Source organism: Streptomyces sp. NPDC044064 (assembly GCF_056434245.1).
Window position 1 is genome coordinate 21870 of record NZ_JBWKFN010000001.1, and the last position, 21516, is coordinate 43385.

Sequence of the window (21516 nt, forward strand, 5' to 3'; positions counted from 1 at the left end):
ATGTCGACGGACTCGCCGACGCCCGGCCCGGTGACGGCGAGTCCCGGCCGGGTGACGGCGAGTCCCGCCTGTGCCTCGGCGCGAGGTCATGAGTTCCCGCACCGCCTCGACCGCCAGACGTCGCGTCGGGGTCGGACCTCGGTCTGTCGCCTCAGCGGGTCGGCTCGTAGGTGAGCTGCTTGATCTCACGCAGGCTCAGCACCGTCTCGACGGTCTGCACTCCGGCGAGCGCGCCGATCTTCTCGCTCAGGTACCGGTACAGCTCACCGGTGTCGGAGCTGAGGACGGAAGCGACGACGTTGGCCTGCCCGGTGACGGCCGCGGCGAAGCGGACCTCACGATGCTCTGCGAGCGCCCGTCCGACCTCGCCGAGAGCCGCGGGCGCCACCGTGAGCCACAGCATCGCACCGACGCCCTGGCCCAGCGGCGCGGTGTCGTGCTGAATGTCGAAGTAGAGCACCCCCGACGAGATCAGGCGTTCGACGCGTCTACTGACCGCCGACTCCGACTGACCGGTGGCGGACCCGAGTTCGCTGAACGTGGCCCGCCCGTCGCGCGCGAGCAGGGCCAGCAGGGCCTCGTCGTCCGCGTCGAGGGAGACGATCCCGGAGCGGGGTTCGGCCCGGGGCGGGCGCAGCGCTTCCACCTGCTCGGGGTCGAGCGCCTGGATCTTGTCGAGCCAGCCGAGCGGTCCCCCGTAGAAGGTGTGCAGCAGGCAGTGAGCGCTGACGGAGGTGACCCGCGGAGTGCGTCGCAGACGGTCGAAGAGGAGTTCGTCGCGGTCCCTCTCGCTGCGGGGCCGCATCGAGCACAGCACCTCGGTGCCCCCGGCGATGAGGTCGATGTAGGCGGTGTCGGAGCGGCGGGCCAGAGCGGTCGCGAGCTGTTCCGCCGCGTCCGGGGTACAGCCCAGCCGGACGATCCAGATCGTACGGCCGAGTCTGGCCTCGTCGACCATGGCGAGGAAGTAGATCCAGCGCCAGGCGAAGTGGTCGAGGATGGTGCCGGCGATGATCGGGCCCAGGGCCAGGGCCCCGGTGAGAGCCGTGGCCCACAGACCGATGTACTTGCCGCGCTCGCGCGGGTCCGGGACGGCATGGCTGATCAGAGCGAGGGTGGTGGGCAGCAGCGCGGCCGACCCCAGCCCCGCCAGCAGCTGGCCCGCCCACACGACCTGGACGGACCGGGCGCACAGCGCAACGAGGGCGCCCAGGCTGCTGAGGGCGAGGCCCGCCTGGTAGACCTTCTTGCGGCCATGGACGTCACCGAAGACGCCGGCGGTCAGGATGACGGCGGCCATGGGCAGGACGAACGCGTCGGTGACCCAGGACAGCTGGGAGGTCGAGGTGTCGAGCGCCCGCTGGATGGCCGGCAGGCTCGCCGAGACAGTGGTCACCGGCAGGTAGGCGACGAAGACGCCTACGCAGGCCATCACGAGTGTGACGGCCCGCCGTTCCTGTGGCGCGGTCGCCCTGGTCGTGGCATTCACGGAAGTACTCCCTTGCAGCGCCGAAGGCACTGGGCACTGGGGTTGGCTGACTCCGGACACCTTCCGCACCGCCACCGGCCGGGGCCAGCCAGTACCCGCCGGGGCGCGGAAATCCGACGTCGGAGGCCGGATTTCCGGGGATTTCCGACGAGCCCAGCAGACGGGGCACCGGGGACGGCCGAGGTAATGGCCGAGGCGACGGTCGAGAGGGGCCAGGGGAAAGCCCCGGGAAGGCCGGGGAAGGCCAGGGAGGGCCGAGTAAGCGCCTGGTAAGGCACCGTGAGAAAGCGGCGACGTACGGAACCCGCCCTGTCCGGGCCCCCTCTGGAGGAGTGACGCCGTACGGTGCCCGGGTCCTCGGCCGTCCCGCCGGAGGCGGGCGGAGGGGAAGGACGGAAGTTGCGGAACCGGGAGACGGCGGGAGCCGTACCCAGGGGCGGAGCGCGCATCGGCCGGATCGGGCGCTCCCCGTTGCGGTGGCACAACGCGCTGCTGACCCTGTGGACGGCCGTCTGGTTCCTCGTGGCCGAGCGCCATGGAGCCGTGTCCTGGCACTATCTGAGAACCGGTCAGCAACTGCTGTTCCGTCAGATCCCGGGCGGTGGCCTCGCGCTGTACGCCAACCATCCCGAGCTGCAGATCGGCCCGGTCAGCTTCCTGGTCGCCGCGCTGTTCGAACCGTTCCGGATCGAGGTGGGCGAGAAGCTCGCCGATGCCTTCATGTCGGGCCTGGGCCTGTACATCCTGGTGCTGGTCGGCCGTGCCGCCGCCGACCACTACCGCGGCGCCGGGCTCAACCACAAGCGCCTCCAGCAGCGGGTACTGGTCGCCGGGGCGGCCTTCATCCCGATGTGGGTGGAGGTCTCGGTGCGTTTCGCACATCTCGACGACGTCCTGGCGCTGTTCTTCACCACGCTGGCCGTACGGGCGCTGGTCCGCGGCAACGCGACCTGGGTCGGTGTCCTGCTGGCGCTGGCGGTCGACTCCAAACCCTGGGCGGTCGGCTTCCTGCCCCTCCTCCTGGCGCTGCCCCGCCCCGCGCGGCTGCGCTCCGCCGCCTGGGCGGTCGGTCTGGTGGCCGCGGCCTGGCTGCCCTTCTATCTCACCCACATGGAGACCCTGGCCGCGGCCCGCTTCGCCATTCCCAACCAGCCGGCGTCGTCCCTGCGCTGGTTCGGCGTGCAGGCTGCCGCCACCCCCTGGTGGGACCGCCCCGCCCAGATGGCCCTGGGGATCGCCCTCGGCGCGCTGGCCGTCCGCCGGCACCGCTGGACGGCGGTCGTGCTGCTCGCCGCCGACGCCCGGATCGTCCTGGACCCGAGCGTGTACACGTACTACAACGCCTCGGTCCTTCTCGGCACCCTGATCTGGGACTCGATCGGCCAGCGCCGTCTGGTCCCCTGGGTCAGCTGGGTCGCCCTCATCTCCCTGTACGGCAGCGCCCTGCTGGTTCCCTCCGACTCGGCACGGGGCTTCATCCGCCTCGCCTTCGCGGTCGGCTCCGCCGCGTACGTCCTGTGGTGGCCCCAGCGCTCACCCCGGGGCAGACGCAGGGGCCGACGGGCACAGAGCCGACCGCCGCGGCCGTCGGAGGCGGACGCCGGGGAAGTGCCGCGCCGGAGAGTCGAAACACCCCACATGGAGACAACTTAGGGTGATGTTGCGATTACTCTTTGCGCCGTGAGGGTTTGCCCGGATCACTCCAGCAGCTGCTCGGCGTTGCACGCCGTGGCGGCTGTCGCGATGCTCCTGGCCGCCCTGATGCACCTGCTGGCCTGCGCCCACGGACCCGCGTCGCCGGCCTCGGCGCGGTCGGACACCGTCCCGGCCGTCCGCGTCGCCCTCGCTCGGGCCGATGCCCTCGCGGCGGATCCCGCCTGCCGGGCGGCGGACCCGGACCACGACCACGAATCGCACTGCTGCGGCGGGGACGAGCCGACGATCCAGGCACCGCGGGACGCGGCCCGGGCCCTGCAGACGCTCCACGAGGCGCCGCCGGTCACCACGGCCGCCTCCCGTTCGGCGTGCCGGGTGCCGTCCATGCAGCCTGCGGCCGCCGGGACGGCCGACTTCTCCGTGGGACCCTCGCCGGCTCGCCTGGGCGTGTGGCGGACCTGATCGTCCCTCGGCCACGCCCGACTCCCCCCGCTGGTGCGGGCGTGGCCGCCGATCACCGTCCTCCCCCTACCCACGGCCGGTGGCCGCACGCGGCCCGGCCGCAGGAGAAGCACGCCATGAACGACCCCACCAGCAGTCTCCCCGGACTCGTCGGGGACACCCCGGTCCTGTGGATCGGCGAGCCCTTCACCGCCGCCGGACGCGGTTTCTGGGCCAAGCTCGAAGGACACAACCCCGGCGGCATCAAGGACCGCGCCGCCCTGTACATGGTGCACGCGGCCCGCGGGCGCGGAGAACTGCGGCCCGGCGCACGGATCGTGGAGTCCACCTCAGGCACCCTCGGCCTCGGCCTGGCCCTGGCCGGCGCCACCTTCGGACATCCCGTCACGGTGGTCACGGACACCGGCACGGAGCCCCTGATGACCGGCCTCCTCACCGCGCACGGCGCCGAGGTCGAGGTGGTCGGGGCCCCGCACCCCATCGGCGGCTGGCAGCAGGCCCGGCGGCAACGTGTCGCCGAACTGCTGGCCGCGCACCCCGGCGCGTGGTGCCCGGACCAGTACAACAACCCCGACAACGTCGCCGCCTACGCGCCGATGGCCCGTGAACTGGCCGGCCGGCTGGGGCGCGTCGACGTCCTCGTGGTCTCCGTCGGCACCGGCGGGCACTCGGCCGGCATCGCCTCCGTGCTGCGCCGGCACTCCCCCGGGCTGCGTGTCGTCGGCGTCGACGCGACCGGCTCGACGATCTTCGGGCAGCCGGCAGCGCCACGCCTGATGCGCGGCCTGGGCAGCAGCATCCATCCGCGCAACGTCGCCTACGGCCTCTTCGACGAGGTCCACTGGGTCGCCGCCCCGGAAGCGGTGTGGGCCGCCCGCCGGCTGGCCCGCGACCACTACGCGACCGGCGGCTGGAGCGTCGGCGCCGTCGCCCTCGTCGCACGCTGGCTGGCCCGCGCCCGGCCGGCCGGCGAGCGCATCGTCGCCGTCTTCCCCGACGGCCCGCAGCGCTACGTCGGCACGGTCTACGACGACGCCTACTGCCGTGCGCACGACCTGATCGGCCGTCCTCCCGCCGACGATCCCGAGGAGATCGCCCATCCCGGCGTACGGGCCGTCACCCGCTGGACCCGCTGCACCCGGGTGGTCGACCCGCTCGCCACCGGCGACGCCCCGCGGCCGGCCGGGGTCGCCCGATGAGGCAGCTGTGGCGGCAGACCCGCTCCTTCCCACCCGCCGTACGGCTGCTGATGGCCAACCAGTTCGGCATCAACCTGGCCTTCTACATGCTCATGCCGTACCTGGCCGCCCATCTCTCCGGCCGACTGGGCCTGGCCGCCTGGGCGGTCGGTCTGGTGCTCGGCGTGCGCAACTTCTCCCAGCAGGGCATGTTCCTGATCGGCGGTACCCTCGCCGACCGCTTCGGCTACAAGGCGCCGATCATGACCGGGTGTCTCCTGCGCACCCTGGGCTTCGGCCTGCTCGGCTGGGTCGACAGTCTGCCCGCCCTGGTCGCCGCCTCCGCGGCGACGGGCTTCGCCGGCGCCCTGTTCAATCCGGCCGTGCGTGCCTGTCTCGCCGTCGAGGCGGGTGAGCGCCGCGTCGACGCCTTCGCGACGTTCAACGTCTACTACCAGGCGGGCATGCTGCTCGGGCCGGTGATCGGACTCGCGCTGCTGGCGGCGGACTTCAGCCTGGTGTGCGCGGTGGCCGCGGCCGTGTTCTGCGCACTCACCCTGCTGCAGTGGCGGGCCCTGCCCGCCCGCCGCGTCGAGCCGGGCGGCGCCGGGCGGGACCAGGTGCTGACGCAGTGGCGCACGGTCGTCGCCAACCGGCCGTTCCTCCTCTTCGCCACGGCGATGATCGGCTCGAACGTGCTGACCTTCCAGATCTACCTGGCCCTTCCGCTGACCGCGGCCCACGCTCTCGGCTCGCACGGCACGACGCTGACCAGCGGTCTCTTCGTGGTCTCGGCCGCGGTGGCGGTCGTGGGACAGCTGCGGCTGACCGGCTGGGCGAAGGAGCGGTGGGAGCCCGCCGAGGCGCTGGTGCGGGGGCTGGTCGCGATGGGGCTGGCCTTCCTCCCGCTGGGGCTCACCCCGCACGACTCGTCGGTCGGGGTGCCCGCCGCGCTGTTCGTGGCGGTGGTGCTGCTCTCGGCGGGAGCGGCGGTGACGTATCCCTTCGAGATGGACACGGTCGTCGCCCTGTCCGGAGGCCGTCTGGTCGCCACGCACTACGGCCTCTACAGCACCGTCTCCGGTCTGGGCATCACCGTCGGCAACCTCGTCACGGGCGCGATGCTGGACTTCGCCGCGCGGCACGACGCGTTCTGGCTCACCTGGGCGGCCCTGACCGGCACCGGGCTGGCCTGTGCCGCCGCCGTCAGCGGCCTCGCCCGTGCCGGACACCTGGCGCGAAGCCTGCCGCGGCCGCTGCCGGCACAGCATGCGTGACACCACACCCCGATGCAGACTCGACCGAGACAGGCCGCCGCCACGAAAGGTGCACACATGCATGCGATCGGCCACGCGCTGGCCATTGCCGGCTCGATGACCTGGGCGATCACCTGGGCACTGATCCTGGGTTTCGCCCTGTCGGCCGTGGTCCAGGCGGTGGTGCGCCGGGCGACGATCGTACGGCTGCTCGGGGACGACCGGCCCCGTACGCTCACCCGGGCGGCGGGTCTCGGCGTGGCCTCGTCCTCCTGTTCGTACGCGGCTGTCGCGCTGGCCCGCTCGCTGTTCAGCAAGGGCGCGAACTTCACCGCGGCGATGGCGTTCGAGATCGCCTCGACCAACCTGGTGGTGGAACTGGGGGTGATCCTGGCGCTGCTGATGGGCTGGCAGTTCACCGCCGCGGAGTTCGTCGGGGGGCCGGTGATGATCGTCGTACTCGCCGTCCTCTTCCGTCTCCTGCTGCGCGAGCGCCTGCTCCGCGAGGCACGTGAGCAGGCTGCCCGCGGGCTGGCGGGGTCCATGGAGGGGCATGCGGCGATGGACATGTCCGTGCAGGGCGAGGGCGGCTTCGCCCGGCGGCTGTTCTCCCGCGAGGGGTTCACCTCCGTGTCGCACATCTTCGTCATGGAGTGGGCGGCGATCCTGCGGGACCTGGTGGCGGGCCTGCTCATCGCCGGGGCGATCGCCGCGTGGGTGCCGGACGAGTTCTGGCGCACGTTCTTCGTCGCGGACGACCCGGCCGTGGCGAAGGCGATCGGGCCGCTCATCGGACCGCTGGTGGCGATCGCGGCGTTCGTCTGCTCGATCGGGAACGTGCCGCTGGCCGTGGTGCTGTGGAAGGGCGGCATCAGCTTCGGCGGCGTGATCGCCTTCATCTTCGCGGACCTGGTGATCCTGCCCATCCTGAACATCTACCGGAAGTACTACGGGGCACGGACGGCCGTCTTCCTCCTCGGCACGTTCTATGTGGCGATGGCGGTCGCCGGTTACGTCGTGGAGTTCGTCTTCGGCGGGCTCGGCCTGATCCCCGACCAGGCCGATGCGGAGCTCCCCGCGGAAGGCGTCAGCTGGGACTACACGACCTGGTTGAACATCGCGTTCCTGCTGCTCGCCGCGGTCTTCGTCGTCCGTTTCCTGCGTACCGGCGGCCCCGCGATGCTCCGGATGATGGGCGGCTCACCGGAGCACGCGGAAGTCGCGTGACCTGTGCGGGGGATGCGTGTTCAGCCGGTGGCAGCCCCGAACCACTCGGGGAGCCGGCCGAGCAGTTCCTGCTGGTCCTCGCCCGCCCACGCCACGTGGCCGTCCGGCCGCAGCAGCACCGCGGGCACGTCCAGTTCCTCGCTGACGTCCACGACGTGGTCGACCCGGTCCGCCCAGCCCGCCACCGAGAGCCGGCCGGTCTGGTCGAGCAGCAGTCCGCGGCCGTCGCGCATCAGCTCGTAGAGGCGCCCCCGCTTCAGTCCCACGTCCCGCATCCGCCGGCCGAGCAGTTCATGCCCCTCGCCGAAGTCGTAACGGACCTCGACCGCGGTGATGAGCCCGGTCACGTACCGGTTCACCTCCTCGAAGTCCATCAGCTTCGAGAACAGCTGCCGTAGCGCGGCCGCACCCGGATCGGTCCCCAACAGGGTGATCTGCGCACGGGTGTTGTCCAGCACGGCGGCGCCCACCGGGTGCCGTTCGGCGTGGTAGCTGTCCAGCAGCCCCTCCGGCGCCCAGCCCTCGACCGCGGCGGCCAGTTTCCAGCCGAGGTTGAACGCGTCCTGGATGCCGAGGTTGAGGCCCTGCCCGCCGGTCGGCGGGTGGATGTGCGCCGCGTCGCCGGCCAGCAGCACCCGGCCGACCCGGTAGCGCTCGGCCTGCCGGGTGGCATCGCCGAACCGGGACAGCCAGCGCGGCGAGTGCACGCCGAAGTCGGTGCCCGCGAAGGCACGCAGCTGCTGCTTGAACTCCTCGAGGGTCGGCGCGGTCGCACGGTCCTCGGCCACGCCGTCGGCCGGCACGACGACGCGGTACACCCGGTCCCCGCTGGGGCTGAGACCGAATCGCAGCTGAGTCCTGCGGACCTCCTCGACCACGGCCGCGATCGTCGCCGGGTCCTCGGTCACCTCCATCTCACCCAGCAGCGTCTCGACCTTGGCGGGCTCGCCCGGGAATCCGACGCCGAGCCTCTTGCGCACCGTGCTGCGGCCGCCGTCGCACCCGACGAGGTAGCGAGAGCGCAGCTGCGTACCGTCCGCCAGCTCGACCGCCACCCCGTCCCCGTCCTGGCTGAGCCCGACCACTTCGCAGCCGCGCCGGATCTCGGTGCCGAGTTCGAGGGCACGCTCCTCGAGGAGCCGCTCGGTGACCGGCTGCGGGGTGGCGACACCGTACGGGTGAGCCGTGTCCAACCGGTCCGGCCACGGCTTGGCGATGCCGCCGAAGAGGCCGCCGACCTGGAACTTCTCGCTGACGGCGAGGAACCGGTCCAGCAGGCCGCGCTGGTCCATCAGCTCGACGCTGCGCGCGTGCAGGCCCTGCCCGCGGGACTGCTCGGTCGGCTCGGTCAGCTTGTCCAGCACGACCACGCGCACGCCGTGCAGCCGCAGCTCGCCGGCCAGCATCAGGCCGGTCGGTCCTCCGCCGACGACGACGATCACGTCGATCATCACTGCCCCCATGTATTTCCGCAGGTTGTGGCTTCGGCCGGTGATTCTGCGGCACGACGGGGGCCTTGCCGCAAGCCCCCCGGTGCGCTATACGTTGAGAGTGGCAAGGAGTGGTCGAGCTCCTTGCCTTTCTTCATGCAGTCGCCTCTTCATGTCTTCCGGCCTTTTCCGTCCGGCCGTTTTCTTCTCGGGTACCCCCACCAGGTATCGTCGTAGCGCCGACCACGTCCCGGTGGTCCGCGACGGCTGGAGGGAGGACAGGTCATCATGGGCGGCGCACGCACCCGCAGGCCGGGCATCACCCGGCTGCTGACGTCGTGCGCGATCCTGCTCGGTCTGTTCCTCATGCACGGCTCCCCCGCCGCGGCCGTCGACGGCTGTCACGGACGGACGGGTCCGGCCGTCGTCATGCACGGCGGCCACGAGTCCGGGACGGCATCGGCGGAGCCGGCACGGACCCGGTCCGGCACACTGCGGGCCCCGGACGGCATGGCCGCGCACGGGAAGCTGTGCGTCGCCACTCCCGCCGAGCAGCGCATCCCGCTGCCCGTGGCGCCCTTCACCGCCCTCTTCGCACTCGCCGCACTGGCGGCCTGGGCCGTGCACCGCGCATGGCGTCCCGGCGGGACCGGGCGGCGCGGGCCACCGGGCGGACGTGGCCTCCTCCTTCAGATGTGCGTCGCGCGGACGTGACAGGACCGTGCCGGACCAGTCCCTTTCCGGGCTGCCCGGCCGCAGCGTCCTGATCGCCCCGCGCGCCACCCGGCGTGGTGCGCCACCCGGAAAGACACCCCAGCGATGTTCGCTTCCACCCGTTCCACCGTCCGTCGCCGCCGTGCCCTCGCGACCGCCGGCACCGCAGCCGCCCTCGCCCTGACGCTGGCCGCCTGCGGGTCCTCCGACGACTCCGCCATGCCCGGCATGCACCACAGCGCCAAGCCGGCCGCGACCTCCGCATCCGGAGCCGGCTCATCGATGAACGGCATGCCCGGCATGGAGCACGGGGCCGACGGCAACGGCCTGGCCGCCGCCGAGGACGGCTACCGCCTCACCAGCTCCGACACCACCCTGACCGCCGGGAAGCAGACCCCGTACCGCTTCACGGTCACCGGCCCGGACGGCAAGCCGGTGACGGGCTTCGCCCGCGACCAGACCAAGCGGATGCACTTCTACGCCATCCGCTCCGACCTGACCGGGTTCCAGCACATCCACCCGACGATGACCCCGGACGGAACCTGGACGGCCGGCCTCTCCTCCCTCGCGTCCGGCGCATGGCGCATGTTCGCCTCCTTCACGCCGGACAGCGGGAGCGGCAAGGGCAAGGACTTCGTGCTGAGCCGGACGGCGACGGTCCCGGGCCCGGCCGCCCGGACCCGGCTGCCCGCCGCGACCGGGAGCACGACGGTCGACGGCTACACGGTCACCGTGGCAGGCGAGCCCATGGCCGGCATGGCGCATCCGCTGACCGTACGGATCACCAAGGACGGCAAGCCCGTCACCGACCTCCAGCCCTACCTGGACACCTACGCCCACCTGACCGCCTTCCACGAGGGCGACGCCGCGTTCGCCCACCTCCACCCCACCACCAAGGTCGACGGCGACCACGGTGGCCCGGCCCTGTCCTTCCACGCCGAACTGCCCACCGCAGGCAACTGGCGGCTCTTCCTGCAGTTCCGCACCGGGGGCAAGCTCCGCACGGCCGCCCTCACGCTGCGCGTGGGCTGACCCTCATGGCACGTCGCCCGCCGGCGCCTCCCTCGGGGGTGCCGGCGGGCCGGCCTTTGCCTGTGCGGCGCGTCGCGGTCGCGGTCGCGGTCGCGGATCGTCAACTGCCAACGGTTCGACCACATTTCAGCAATGTATGCCCCATATCGCATCGCTATGCCGGTGCTTGGGTAAGACTGGGCGTCGGAGTGGGGGCGGGTCGACCACCAGGGGGATGCGTGACGCAGTCGCTTCCGGAACAGCACCACACCCATGCCCAGGCGTCGGCGGGGAGGGCGGGGCCACCGGTCGTCGTGGTCGGCGCCGGGCCGTACGGACTCTCGGTCGCCGCGCACCTGCGGGCCGTCGGCGTACCCGTGCGCGTCTTCGGCGACGTGATGGGCAGTTGGCGCCACGCGATGGCGACCGGCATGTTCCTGAAATCCACACCGGCGGCCACGGACCTGTCCGCGCCCGGACCCGGAGGGCGGCTCGCGGACTTCCGGCGGCTGCACGGCGAACCGGAGCTGACCGAGCTGACGCCCATCCCGTGCGAGGTGTTTGTGCGCTACGGGCAATGGTTCCAGAAGCGGTACGTCGGTGACGTCGACCCCGCGCGCGTCGTGGCCGTCGACAGGGCGGCGACCGGCTCCGGGTTCAGCGTTCGGCTGGACGACGGCCGGGAACTCACCGCCGCGGTCGTCGTCGTGGCCACCGGTCTGAACGGGCTCGCCCACGTCCCGGACGAGTTGCGGCGCCTGGCCCCCGAAGGCCCCGGCACCGGAGCCCTGGTGTCGCACACCAGCCACCACACAGACCTGTCGCGGTACGCCGGTCAGCGCGTCGCCGTCGTCGGCGGCGGCCAGTCCGCGCTGGAGAGCGCCGCGCTGCTGCACGAGGCCGGTGCGGAGGTGCAGGTGTTGGTCCGGGAGCAGCGCGTGCTGTGGGGCATGACACCGGATCTGGCCCGGCCCTGGACCCAGCGGGTGGCAAAGCCCGCCTCGCCGCTGGGCACGGGCTGGGTCCTGGCCGCGGTCTGCAAGGCTCCGGGCGGGGTACGACTGCTCCCTTCGCAGGCCCGGCTGCTGTTGTTCCGGCGTGCGCTGGGCCCGTCGGGAGGCTGGTGGCTGCGGGACAGGGTCGAGGGTGTCGTGCCGGTGCGCACGTCGTGCCGCGTCACTCGCGCCACGGCGGGCGGCTCCGTCGCACATCTGGAACTCGCGGAGCCGGACGGCCGGACCGTCACGCTCGCCGTCGACCATGTGCTGGCAGCCACCGGCTATCGCCTCGACCTGGACGTCATACCCTTCCTGTCACCCGCCGTACGCGGCGCGGTGGCATGCGTGCCGGGATCGAAGGCCCCCGCCCTGACAGGGACGTTCGAATCCTCGGTGCCGGGCCTGTACTTCACCGGATCGCTCGCCGCGCCGATGTTCGGTCCGATGATGCGTTTCGTGGCCGGCACGGAGTTCGCGGCCGCCCGCATCGCCCGGCACGCGGCGCGGCTGACGACGACACGCTGAAGCACGACCGGTCGGGTCGGGCACCCGGCGTCTTATCTGCTTGCCGCGCTCGCTCGGAGTGTGGCAGTGTTCGGGGAGTTGATCTGCATTCGCTCATGCACGACGAAGGACTGAAGCCATTGATCGCGGCGTCCCCCAGCGGCCGCCGTCGGCACTGATCCCGCCCGCTTCCGCGGCAGCGGCCATCGGTGCCCTCGCGTCTCCTCACGGCGGCCCCACGTACATCCCCTTTTCCTGGCCGACAGGCCGGACCCGCAGCCCTCGTGGCTGCCATCCAACGTGAGGTCATCTTCATCGTGCACACCGATGTCCAGAATTTCGCCGTCGCCAACCTGCTGCGCCGTCCGGCGACGGTCGAAGTCGGAGGCTTCGTCGTGGGAATCGATCCCACGACGACCAGCCCGTACGTCAACTACGCGACCCCGCTCCCCGGCGCCGAGCCGACCGACCGGGACGTCAGCGACCTGATCGGGGCGTTCCGCGAGCGTGGTCTCAAGCCCCGCCTGGAGTTCGCCCCGGACACCGCCCCGGCCGTCGAACCTGCCCTGCGCCGGGCCGGTTTCGCGACGGAGGCGGTCCATGAATACATGGTCTGCACCCCCGCCACGCTGGCGGTGCCGACCGGGAACCTCGAGGTGGTGGCACCGGACACCGACGAGGACTACACGGCGATCGACACCGCCCTCTCCGAGGCGTTCGACGGCGAGTTCCCCGCTTCTCCGGAGGGCGCGGCCCGGCTGCGGCGCACCCAGGAGAGCGGCGGGGCCGTGCGGTTCGTCCGTGCCGCCGACGGCGGCTGCGCCGGTGCGGCCGTCTGCTCGGCACCCGCCCACGGCACGGCCGAGGTGGCGGGTGTGGGCACCCGGTCCGCGTACCGCGGCCGGGGCATCGCCGCCGCGATCACGGCGGCCCTGGCGGGGACCACGTTCGCGGGCGGGGCGTCGTCCGTCTGGCTCGAGTACTCGGGCGACGGGTCGCGCCGCGTCTATGAGCGGGTCGGATTCCGGCCCCGGGGCACCCGCCTCTACGTGACGCTCGAAGGGTGACCCGCGCCCGGCGGGGGCCGAGCCGTACTCAGCCCCCGCCGGGCAGCGGATGCTCCTTGACGAAGCGGCGGATCTCCGCGCCGAGGGCGGCCGGATAGTCCGGCTGGACCAGGGTTCGGGCGTCGGGGATCTCCACATAGCGCGTGTCGGGCAGCAGTTCGGCGAGGCGGCGGCCGGTGGCGGGAGCGTCGCAATGGCGGGCGCCGGGAGCAACGAGCCGCTGCGCCAGGCCACTTCGGAGGTCTTCGACAGCTGGGTCGACCGTCTCGCCGCGTACGACACCGAAGGAGGCATCCCCGAATCCGCCGCCCGGGAGACGGCGAGCTCGGTCATCGCGCTGCTGGAAGGTGCCTTCATGCTCGGCCGTGCCGCGCGCAGCACCGCGCCGGTCCTCGCGGCGGCCAAGGCGGCAGCGGCGATCGTCCGGGCGGCATCGGCGGGCGGGTGACGAGCCCGCGGCCGCCTTCCCGGGGTGCTCACAGCCGCTTTCTTAGCGGCATGTTAGATCTGGGCGGCGGACCTTGTCCGGGTGCGGCGGCAGCCCGCATGCTCGGGCGCACTCAGGTTCCGGGGGCACTCTCCCGCTCCCCGATCCCACCGGATTTCCCCACCTGGAGCCGCCATGTCATCGTCTGCCGCCCTGCCCGGAAAGCCACCGTCGGCCTCCCCCGGCAACCGCCGTCTCGCCCTCGTCGGCGGGTCTCTTGGCAACCTCGTCGAGTGGTACGACTGGTTCGTCTACGCCAGCTTCGCGATCTACTTCGCCGACTCGTTCTTCCCCGGCGACAACCAGACCACCAAGCTGCTCAACACGGCGGGCATCTTCGCCGTCGGCTTCCTGATGCGTCCGGTCGGGGGGTGGATCCTCGGGCGGGCGGCAGACCGGCACGGCCGCAAGAGCGCGCTCACCCTCACCGTCACCATGATGTCGGTGGCCGCCCTGCTCATCGCCGTCGCGCCCACCTACGGCCGGGCCGGCTACTTCGGCGCCGTGGTGCTGCTGGTGGCCCGGCTGCTGCAGGGCCTGAGCATCGGTGGCGAGTACGCCGCCAGCGCCACCTATCTGACCGAGGCGTCCGCCCGCGACCGGCGCGGGCTCGGCTCCTCCTTCCAGTACGTGTCGATGACGTGCGGCCAGCTCCTCGGCCTCGCCATCCTCATCACGATGCAGCACACCCTGACCACGGACCAGCTGGAGAGCTGGGGCTGGCGGATCCCCTTCGTCATCGGCGCGCTCTTCGCCGGGGTGGTGTTCTGGCTGCGACGGCGGCTGACCGAGACCGACGCGTTCACCGAGGAGTCCGGGGCGGACGGCCCCACGGACACCGCGCGCGGCACCCTCCGCGCGCTGTGGCAACACCGCCGCGAGGCCGGGCTGGTCATGGCGCTCACCCTGGGCGGGACGGTGGCGTACTACACGTACACCACGTATCTCACCAAGTACCTGATCGGCAGCGCGGGCATGGCCAAGTCCACGGCCACCCTGGTGAGTTTCACCGCGCTCGCCGTCTTCGCGCTGCTCCAGCCCTTCGCCGGGATGCTCTCCGACCGGATCGGCCGCCGGCCGCTGCTGATCACCTTCGCGGTCGGCTGCACGGTGGGCACGTACCCCATCATGACCGCCCTGGGCTCGGCGTCCTCGTACTGGCCGGCGCTGGGGCTGTCCCTGCTGGCGCTGGTCGTCGTCACCGGGTACACCTCGATCAACGCGGCCGTGAAGGCGGAGCTGTTCCCCACCCGGGTGCGCGCCCTCGGGGTGGCGCTGCCGTACGCCGTCGCCAACGCGCTGTTCGGCGGGACGGCGGAGTACGTGGCCCTGTGGTTCAAGGACAGCGGTCACGAGAAGGTGTTCTTCTGGTACGTGTCGGGGTGCGCGCTCGTGTCGCTGGTGACCTACGTGCTGATGCCGGACACCCGCAACGCGGCGCTCAGCCGCGCCGAGTCCGAGGCGGACGCCGGTCGCGACCGCGCTCCCGCGAAGGCCGCCGGCTGACGCGACGGTGACCCGGGCCGTGCGGCTTCCGTAAGCTGCAGCCCAGGTCACCACGGCACGAGGACTTCACATGGACGCGCTGCTCGTCGAGGACGACGACCGTATGGCCCAGGCTCTGACCACGGCCCTCGCCCAGCGCGGGCACACGGTGCGCAGGGCCGGCCGGGCCCTGGACGCGCTGCGGTACGTCCACGCGGCCGAGTTCGTGCTGCTCGACCTCGGTCTGCCCGATCTCGACGGTCTCGAGCTGCTGCGGCGGCTGCGCACGGTGTGCGACGCGCCGCTGATCGTGGTGACGGCCCGCTGCGAGGAACGCGACATCGTGCAGGGGCTGCGGGCCGGAGCGGACGACTACGTGGTCAAGCCGTTCCGGATGAACGAGCTGATGGCCCGGATCGACACCGTGCGCCGCCGTACCGGGTCGGCGTCGGCCCGCGGCACGGACGGTGGCGGAGGTCCCGTACGCACCGGCGATGTGGAGATCGACATCGCGGGCCGTACGGTCACGGCCGGCGGCGCGGAAGTACGGCTCACCCGGCGCGAGTTCGACGTCCTCGCCTTCCTCGCCGCCCGGCCGGACGAGGTGCACTCCCGCGAGGAGATCCTGGACCGGATCTGGGGCGACGCCTTCCTCGCCGCGTCCCGGTCCCTGGACGTTCACGTGGCGGGCATCCGCGCGAAGACGGGCCGCGCCGAAGTGGTGCGTACGGTGCGGGGCTTCGGATACCAGCTCGGGACCGACGGCCAGGACGGCCGCCGGCCATGAGGCGCAGGCTGCTGGCCGTGCTGATGGTGCTCATCGGGGCCGCGACCCTGCTGCTGTCGGTTCCGCTGGCCGGCTCGTACGCGAGCGGGCGTACGGAGCATCTGCTGCTCCAGCGGCGCGCCGACGCGGTGCGGTTCGCCGACCTGGCCGACCGGGTGCGGACGGCCGCCGACCGTGCCGAGCTGTCCACCGAGATCAGCCGGTACGCCGAGCTGTACGGCGCCTCGGTGACCGTGGTGGACTCCGCGGGGCGGACTCTCGCGCAGGCGGGGGCCAGGGTCTCCCGGTCCGCCGCGGACGACGCCCTGGGCCGGGCGCTGACCGGGCGGTCCACCGAGCGGCTGCCGACCGTACGGCCGTGGGGGCCGGACCGGGTGGTGCTCGCCGAGCCGGTCGGCCGGGACGAACGGGTCAGCGGCGCCGTCCTGCTGGCCGTCCCGACCACCGCGGCCCGCCGGGACGTGACCGTGCGCTGGGCGATCGTCGCCTGCGGGGCGCTCCTCGCGTTCGCTGCCGCGGCCCTGGTCGCGGCCGGCATCACCCGCTGGCTGATGCGCCCGGTCCGTGACCTCGACCGGGCCGTCGCCGCACTGGCGTGCGGCAGCCTGGAGACCCGGGCCGTATCCGACACGGGACCGCCCGAGCTGCGCAGCCTGCGTCTGCACTTCAACGGCATGGCCGAGGCGGTCGCCGACTCCCTCGGCCGTCAGCGCGCCTTCGTCGCCGACGCCTCGCACCAACTGCGCAACCCGCTGGCCACGCTGGTGCTCCAGCTGGAGAACGTCGAGCCGCACCTCGCGCCCGGCCCCGGCCGAAAGGAGCACGCGCGCGCCCTCGACGAGGCGGAGCGCCTGGAGGAACTGCTCGACGGCCTGCTCGCGCTGGCGCGGGTGGAGTCGGGGGCGGCGGAGCGGACCGAGCAGGACGTGTCCCGCGGGGTGCGTGAGCGGGTGGCCGCGTGGCAGCCGGTGTTCGAGGCCTCCGGGCTGAAGCTGAGCGCCGCCGCCGTACGGGACGGGCTGCGGGCGCCGGCCGTGCCGGACGCCGTCGGCCGGATCCTGGACGCGGTCCTCGACAACGCGGTCAAGTTCGTCCCGTGCGGCGGGCGGGTCACGGTGACGGCCGCGCTCGCGGACGGGGAGGTCGTGGTGCGCGTCGCCGACGACGGCCCGGGAGTGCCGGACGATCAGCTCCCCCTGCTCGTCCGGCGTTTCACCCGGGCGCCCGAGCATCAGAACGTGCCCGGCAGCGGTCTGGGCCTGGCCATCGCCGACGAGATCGCCCGCCTCAGCGGGGGTCACCTCACCACGGCCGGCAACGGTCCCCACGGCCTGGCGGTGGAGCTTCGTCTGCCGGGTCCGGTGCCGGGTCAGCCGTAGACCGAGCGGTAGTAGGCCACCGCGCCGGGGTGCAGAGGTACGTCCCCCGTGGCGACAGCGAACCTGGGTTCGAGCCGGGCGCCCGCCGTGACCTCCCGCAGCAGCACGCGCCAGCGGTCGAACACCACCTGGAGCACCGCGCGCACCGCCTGCTGCGGCACCTGGGAGCGGGCCAGCAGATAGTTGCCCACGCCGACGGTGCCGACCGGTTCGGTGAGCCCGTAGACGCCGGCCGGGAGGGTGACCGCCGTGTAGACGGGGCCGTACGTGTCGCGCAGGTCGGCGGCCTGTTCCTCCAGCGGCAGGAAGCGCAAAGGGCGTTCGCCGGCCAGCGCCGACAGGGCGGGGGTCGGCACTCCCCCGGCCCAGACCAGCGCGTCGACCGTGCCCGTGCGCAGCGCCTGCACCGAGGCGGCGAGGCCCAGCTGCCGTTGCCGTACCGACCGCTTGCCGGTCAGACCCGTCACCCGCAGCAGCCGGTTCGCCAGTACCTGTCCGCCGGAGCCCGCCGCGCCGGTGGCGACCGACCGGCCCGCGAGATCCCCCACGGACCGCACGGGTCCGTCGGCCGGTACGACCAGGTGCGTGTAGTTGACGTAGACGCGGGCGAGAGCCGTAACGGCGGCCCGGTCCGAGAACGGCTCCCGTCCCTGGACGGCGTCCTCGGCGGCGTCCGCCATCGCCAGGCCCAGGTCCGCCGATCCGGCGCCGAGCCTGCGCAGGTTGTCCACGCTGGCCGAGGTGCTGAGCGGGCTGATGTGCAGCCGGGGGACGGTCCGGGCGGCCTCGGCGGCCAGCGCCTTGCCGAAGGCGTTGTACGGCCCGCCGGGCGCTCCCGTCGCGAGTCTGAGCCGCCAGTCGGGTCCGCCGTCCCCGGCACAGGCGGCCAGGGCGAGGGCCGGGGCGCCGAGGGCCATGGCCTCCAACAGGCCGCGGCGGCTCATCGGTCGACCGGTCACGCCCGCAGCGTAGCCTCTTCGCGCGGGCGGAAGGCTCCACTCCCGCGTGGCCCCTGCACGGAGGGTGGCACTATCCTTGCGCCCTCAAACACGGGTAGGAGAAGGGACATCGGCGTGGCGATGAAGGCCTTGCGTTCGGCGTTGGAAGCGATCTATGTACGGCGCCTGAACCGCAAGCTGGAAGGCCTGCCCCGGCCGCGGCACGTGGCGATCATGCTGGACGGGAACCGGCGCTGGGCCAGGGGTGCGGGACATCAGGACGTCCGGGAGGGTTACCGCGTCGGCGGTGCCAAGGTCACGGACTTCCTGCACTGGTGCACCGACGCCGGCATCAAGCACGTCACGCTGTGGATGCTGTCGGACGACAACCTCCACCGGCCGGCCGACGAACTCGGTCCCCTGCTCGACATAATCGAGGAGACCGTCCGGCGCATCTGCGCCCCCGGGGAGCCCTGGGAGATCGAGATCATCGGCGCGCTCGACCTGCTGCCCGGGAACACCGCCCGGGTCCTCAAGGAGGCCGCCGCCCTCACCCAGGGCCGGGGCGGGCTGAAGGTCGACGTCGCCGTCGGCTACGGCGGCCGCCGGGAGATCGTCGACGCCGTGAAGGCGGCCTTCGACAAGCACATCAGTGCGGGCGGCGACCCCACGGAGCTGGCCGCCGACTTCGATCTGGAGCACATCACCGACAACCTGTACTCGCCGGCCGGGCACGACACCGACTTCATCATCCGCACCTCCGGCGAACAGCGGCTCTCCGGCTTCCTGCTGTGGCAGTCCGCCTACGCCGAGGTGCACTTCGTCGACGTCCTGTGGCCGGCGTTCCGCGAGATCGACCTGCTGCGCGCCCTGCGGTCGTACGCGGCCCGGGAGCGCCGTTACGGCCGCTGACGGCCGCGTTGCGCGAGGTGAAGCCGACGCCGCGCTCGCGCAGTTCGGCGACCTTGTTCAGGAACTTGGGCCTCACCTGCTGAATAGCCGATTCCGGAAGTCTGAACGAATAACCCCTTGCCCAATGGTCAAGAAACGTTGACCATTGGGGGCATGCCTAGCGATGATCTTCCCGAGACGTTCCACGTCACCACTGACGAGCAGCTGCGCGCCGTTTCCAATCTCACGCGTCACCGGATCATGGCCGTGCTCCGCTTCGAGCCCTCGACGATCACGCAGATCGCCGAACGGTTGGGCCTCGCGAAGGGGAGTTCCAGCTACCACGTACGGCTGCTCGAACGGGCCGGCCTGGTGAAGGTGGTACGCACCAGGAAGGTCCGTGGGGTCACCGAGCGGTACTACGCCATGGCCGCGCGGGCGATCGTGCTGCCGGATCCGGGCGAGGGAGGGCCGGATGTGCTGATGCGGCATGCGGTGGCGGACCTGGAGGCAGCGCCCGCAGATGGCGAGCGGCACGTGCGGATGGCGCATCTGCGGCTCACCGAGGAGCAGTTCGCGGAGCTGGGGGCGCGACTGCAGGCGCTGGCGGACGAGTACCGGGAGCTGTCCGATCCGTCGCTGCCGGACGCGTCACTCGTCTTCGCACTGTTCCACCCGGCTTCGCACGAGCAGGCCGAAGGGGACGCCAAGTGACCTCGGACGTCCGGAAGTTGACGACCGGGTTCGGACGGCTGTGGACTGCGCAGACGATCTCCTCGCTCGGTGACGGGGTGACTCATGCCGCGCTGCCGCTGCTCGCGTTGACGCTGACGCGGGATCCGATGGCGCTCGCCGTCGTGACGGCGACCGGAACGCTGCCGTGGCTGCTGTTCGGGGTGCTCGGCGGTGCGTTGGTGGACCGCTGGGACCGTCGGCGCACGATGTGGGTCACGGACGCGGCGCGTGCGGTGCTGCTCGCGATACCGGCGGCAGCGGCCGCACTCGACGTGCTGAGCATTCCACTGCTCGCGGCCGTCGCCTTCCTGCTAGGCCTCGGCGGACTCCTCTTCGACACGGCCGCCACGGCCTATCTGCCGGACCTGCTCGGCCGCGACCCCGCGCTCCTGGAGCGCGCCAACTCCCGCCTGCGCGGCACCCAGACCGCCGCGTCCGGCTTCGCGGGGCCACCTGCGGGCAGCGCCCTGCTCGCGCTCGGGCGGGCGTTTCCACTGCTCGCCGACGCGGTGTCGTTCGCGCTCTCCGCACTGCTCGTACGGTCGCTGCCTGCCGCACCCCGGCCCGTTCCGCAGGCCCGTGAGTCGCTACTGAGGCAGGCGCGGGCCGGCGCCTCGTACGTGTTCCGGGATCAGTTGCTGCTCGGGCTCGCGCTGCGTCCGGCGGTCGGGAACATCGCCTTCCTCGCTGTGGAGACCGTACTCGCCCTCTTCGCGCACGATCGTCTCGGCATCGACACCTTCGGCTTCGGCCTGCTGCTCACCGCGGAGGCCACCGGCGGTCTGCTCGGCGCGGGCATCGCCTCCTTCCTCGGCCGACGGCTCGGCACCGGCACCGCACTGACCTGCACGGCAGCGGTCGAGGGACTCGCCATCCTGGGCCTTGCCGGCGCCCCGAACCCGTACGTCGCCGGCCTCGCGCTCGCCGTCTGCGGCGCGGGCATGGGCGCCACGATGGTGCTCGGCCCCTCCCTGCGGCAGGCGATCGTCCCCGCCCACCTGATGGGCCGGGTCGCCTCCACCTCCCGCATGCTCGCCATGTGCGCCGCCCCGTTCGGCGCCTTCCTCGGCGGCTGGCTGGCCACCACCTACGACGTACGCACCCCGCTCTACACCGCCGCCGGCCTCCTCCTCGCCATGACCGCCGTCACGTCGACCATGACCAGCAACCGCCGGGTCGAGGCGGCGTTGCGTACCGCAGCCCCGGCCGGTGATCCAGATCGCCGGGCATCCCGGGATCCCGTTCAGGAGGGTGCCGTCTAGGGCTCCGCGAGGTCGTCGACCAGCCCGCGAGGGGAAGTTCGGGTCGCGTCGTACGCCGAGACACAGGTCATGCCCTGCCCGGCATTAGACGTATCGATGCAGGTCACCTAGCGTTCGGCGCATGACAGAGCGACGTGCGATCCTCAGCGGTTCGGCCTTCGAGGAGCAGATCGGGTATGCCCGTGCCGTGGTGGACGGCGACTGGGTCCATGTGTCCGGGACGACCGGGTTCGACTACGCCACCATGACCATCTCCGACGACGTGGTGGAACAGGCCGAGCAGTGCCTCCGCAACATCGGTGCCGCGCTGGCCGAGGCGGGCTGCGGCTTCGCGGACGTCGTACGGGTGCGTTACCTGCTGCCCGACCGCGAGGACTTCGAGCCCTGCTGGCCGGTCCTGCGCCGCTGCTTCGGCGAGGTCCGCCCGGCCGCGACGATGCTCGTCTGCGGTCTCGCCGACCCTCGCATGAAGATCGAGATCGAGGTGTACGCGCGGCGGCCGCTCACCTGACGGGCCCTTGGATCGAGGCGTGTTCGAGTGCGTGGCCAGCCTCTGCCTC

At 72.4% G+C, this 21516-nt stretch carries 20 protein-coding genes; 17 read left to right on the forward strand and 3 right to left on the reverse strand.

Annotation, left to right across the window (positions count from 1 at the left end; all coding sequences use genetic code 11):
• Positions 1-151: 151 nt before the first annotated feature.
• Positions 152-1432: an MFS transporter gene (locus AC07DS_RS00135; protein ID WP_479142109.1), complete on the reverse strand. Its 1281-nt coding sequence runs from the start codon at positions 1430-1432 to the stop codon at positions 152-154.
• Positions 1433-1888: 456 nt separating this feature from the next.
• On the opposite strand from AC07DS_RS00135, the gene AC07DS_RS00140 reads away from it, so the two are divergent.
• From AC07DS_RS00140 to AC07DS_RS00160, 5 genes are all read left to right on the forward strand, one after another.
• Entirely contained in the window at positions 1889-3142 is a 1254-nt protein-coding gene (locus AC07DS_RS00140) for a hypothetical protein (RefSeq protein WP_479141178.1), read from the forward strand.
• Between the two features lie 27 nt (positions 3143-3169).
• Positions 3170-3607 (forward strand): hypothetical protein, encoded by a 438-nt coding sequence (locus AC07DS_RS00145; protein ID WP_479141179.1) that lies wholly within the window; start codon positions 3170-3172, stop codon positions 3605-3607.
• A gap of 116 nt (positions 3608-3723) precedes the next feature.
• Entirely contained in the window at positions 3724-4806 is a 1083-nt protein-coding gene (locus tag AC07DS_RS00150; protein WP_479141181.1) for a PLP-dependent cysteine synthase family protein, read from the forward strand.
• On the forward strand, positions 4803-6062 hold the full coding sequence (locus AC07DS_RS00155; RefSeq protein WP_479141182.1) for an MFS transporter: 1260 nt from the start codon (positions 4803-4805) through the stop codon (positions 6060-6062). Before AC07DS_RS00150 ends, AC07DS_RS00155 begins: the two co-directional genes overlap by 4 nt.
• Before the next feature lie 57 nt (positions 6063-6119).
• Positions 6120-7268 (forward strand): permease, encoded by a 1149-nt coding sequence (locus tag AC07DS_RS00160; protein ID WP_479141183.1) that lies wholly within the window; start codon positions 6120-6122, stop codon positions 7266-7268.
• A gap of 20 nt (positions 7269-7288) precedes the next feature.
• Here AC07DS_RS00160 and rox read toward each other — a convergent pair whose 3' ends face one another.
• A complete protein-coding gene (gene rox / locus AC07DS_RS00165) occupies positions 7289-8719 on the reverse strand; it encodes a rifampin monooxygenase (protein ID WP_479141185.1) in 1431 nt (476 codons plus the stop codon).
• Positions 8720-8986: 267 nt separating this feature from the next.
• Here rox and AC07DS_RS00170 point away from each other — a divergent pair, with 267 nt between their 5' ends.
• The 8 genes from AC07DS_RS00170 to AC07DS_RS00205 all read left to right on the forward strand — a co-directional run bounded on the left by AC07DS_RS00170 (position 8987) and on the right by AC07DS_RS00205 (position 17130).
• Positions 8987-9412 (forward strand): hypothetical protein, encoded by a 426-nt coding sequence (locus AC07DS_RS00170; RefSeq protein ID WP_479141187.1) that lies wholly within the window; start codon positions 8987-8989, stop codon positions 9410-9412.
• Positions 9413-9517: 105 nt separating this feature from the next.
• Positions 9518-10444, forward strand: coding sequence for a hypothetical protein (locus AC07DS_RS00175; RefSeq protein WP_479141189.1), 927 nt, complete (start codon positions 9518-9520; stop codon positions 10442-10444).
• Between the two features lie 218 nt (positions 10445-10662).
• On the forward strand, positions 10663-11946 hold the full coding sequence (locus AC07DS_RS00180; RefSeq protein ID WP_479141191.1) for an FAD-dependent oxidoreductase: 1284 nt from the start codon (positions 10663-10665) through the stop codon (positions 11944-11946).
• 296 nt (positions 11947-12242) lie between these two features.
• Entirely contained in the window at positions 12243-12992 is a 750-nt protein-coding gene (locus AC07DS_RS00185; protein ID WP_479142111.1) for a GNAT family N-acetyltransferase, read from the forward strand.
• Between the two features lie 193 nt (positions 12993-13185).
• Positions 13186-13440 carry an LmrA/YxaF family transcription factor gene (locus AC07DS_RS00190; RefSeq protein WP_479141192.1) on the forward strand — a complete coding sequence of 85 codons (255 nt, stop codon included), beginning with the start codon at positions 13186-13188 and terminating at the stop codon, positions 13438-13440.
• 174 nt (positions 13441-13614) lie between these two features.
• Entirely contained in the window at positions 13615-14985 is a 1371-nt protein-coding gene (locus AC07DS_RS00195) for an MFS transporter (RefSeq protein WP_479141194.1), read from the forward strand.
• Between the two features lie 70 nt (positions 14986-15055).
• Positions 15056-15751, forward strand: coding sequence for a response regulator transcription factor (locus AC07DS_RS00200; protein ID WP_479141195.1), 696 nt, complete (start codon positions 15056-15058; stop codon positions 15749-15751).
• Positions 15748-17130, forward strand: a complete 1383-nt coding sequence (locus AC07DS_RS00205) for a sensor histidine kinase (protein WP_479141196.1) — start codon at positions 15748-15750, stop codon at positions 17128-17130. Before AC07DS_RS00200 ends, AC07DS_RS00205 begins: the two co-directional genes overlap by 4 nt.
• Here the strand turns inward: AC07DS_RS00205 and AC07DS_RS00210 are convergent.
• Positions 17121-18089: a TAXI family TRAP transporter solute-binding subunit gene (locus AC07DS_RS00210; protein WP_479141198.1), complete on the reverse strand. Its 969-nt coding sequence runs from the start codon at positions 18087-18089 to the stop codon at positions 17121-17123. The two genes, AC07DS_RS00205 and AC07DS_RS00210, sit on opposite strands and share 10 nt — an antisense overlap.
• A 120-nt stretch (positions 18090-18209) precedes the next feature.
• On the opposite strand from AC07DS_RS00210, the gene AC07DS_RS00215 reads away from it, so the two are divergent.
• From AC07DS_RS00215 to AC07DS_RS00230, 4 genes are all read left to right on the forward strand, one after another.
• Entirely contained in the window at positions 18210-18980 is a 771-nt protein-coding gene (locus AC07DS_RS00215; RefSeq protein ID WP_145884332.1) for an isoprenyl transferase, read from the forward strand.
• 153 nt (positions 18981-19133) lie between these two features.
• Positions 19134-19673 carry an ArsR/SmtB family transcription factor gene (locus AC07DS_RS00220; RefSeq protein ID WP_479141200.1) on the forward strand — a complete coding sequence of 180 codons (540 nt, stop codon included), beginning with the start codon at positions 19134-19136 and terminating at the stop codon, positions 19671-19673.
• Positions 19670-20956, forward strand: coding sequence for an MFS transporter (locus tag AC07DS_RS00225; protein WP_479141202.1), 1287 nt, complete (start codon positions 19670-19672; stop codon positions 20954-20956). Before AC07DS_RS00220 ends, AC07DS_RS00225 begins: the two co-directional genes overlap by 4 nt.
• 121 nt (positions 20957-21077) lie before the next feature.
• The gene (locus AC07DS_RS00230; RefSeq protein WP_145884300.1) at positions 21078-21467 is read left to right on the forward strand and encodes a RidA family protein; all 390 of its coding nucleotides are present in this window, start codon (positions 21078-21080) and stop codon (positions 21465-21467) included.
• Positions 21468-21516 lie beyond the last annotated feature (49 nt).